We start from the raw sequence: 1,091 nt of genomic DNA, 5'->3' as shown, positions 1-1,091 counted from the left end.
CAGCGAGTACCGCGCAAAGAAAGCCGGTCACGCCGTCGCCACCAAACATGTGCCCGCCGAATAGCGGCTCGCAAAACAGCTTTCGTTGCGCTCGATCCTGGTCGTGCGTGCAGACAGGAGATTGAAATGACCGTCATGGCCAAGCCCGAACAGACCAATTTGCGCACCATGGTCAGCGCGCCGTCGCTGTCGCCCGCCACCATCGCCAAGCCCGATTTGATCAGCGTCGAGCAGGCCAAGGCGATGGACGTTGCCCGCATGACCGACCTGTTCAAGGCGCATCTCAACCCCGGCCAGCTGCACTTCATGAAGCTGCTCGGCTTCCACAAGATCAAGATCGAGCGTGCCGAAGGTATGTTCTACATCGACCAGAACGGCCGCAAGATCCTCGACTTCTTCGGCGGCTTCGGTTCGCTGGCCTTTGGCCACAATCATCCGCGCATCCTGGAAGCACGCAAGAAATTCCAGGAAGAGAAGCGCCAGGAAATCGCCATCGCCTTCATGTCGCAATATGCGGCAGCGCTTGCGCACAACATCGCCAAATGCTCGCCCGGCGATCTCGACATGGTATTTTTGGGCTCGTCCGGTTCGGAAGCGATGGAAGCGGCGGTGAAGCTCGCCGAGCGCGCGGCCGGTCCGAAGCGGCCGAAGATCGTCTATGCCGAGAATTCCTTCCACGGCAAGACCAAAGGCGTGCTGGGCATCACCGACGGGCAGCTTTACCGCGCGGACTTCAAGGTGGCCGAAAACACGGTCCGCATCCCGTTTGCCGACATCGAGGCGGTCGAGCGCCTGTTCCGCTCCGATCCGGAGGTCGGGGTCATCGTGCTTGAAACCATCCAGGGCGGTGGCGGCATCATTCAGGCGCCGGCCGAATATTGGCAGAAGCTGCGCGCACTGTGCGACCAGTATGGCGTGTTGTGGGTCGCCGACGAAGTGCAGTGCGGCTATGGCCGGTCAGGCCGCTTCTATGCTTTCGAGCATTACGGCGTCATTCCCGATGTGACGGCGCTGGCCAAATCGCTTGGCGCGGGCAAGGCCGCGGTCGGCGCGATGATCGCGCGGCGCGAGGTTTATATGAAGGCCTATGG

At 61.5% G+C, this 1,091-nt stretch carries 1 protein-coding gene; it reads left to right on the top strand.

The features are described from left to right. Nucleotides 1-168: 168 nt before the first annotated feature. A partial coding sequence (locus EN750_RS35725; RefSeq protein ID WP_245482910.1) for an aminotransferase class III-fold pyridoxal phosphate-dependent enzyme occupies nt 169-1,091 on the top strand: 923 nt, incomplete at its 3' end.

The organism is Mesorhizobium sp. M7A.F.Ca.ET.027.03.2.1 (assembly GCF_003999175.1).
GTDB lineage: Bacteria > Pseudomonadota > Alphaproteobacteria > Rhizobiales > Rhizobiaceae > Mesorhizobium.
The sequence above is the reverse complement of the archived record's forward strand: the minus strand, read 5'-3'. Positions and strand labels throughout refer to the sequence as shown.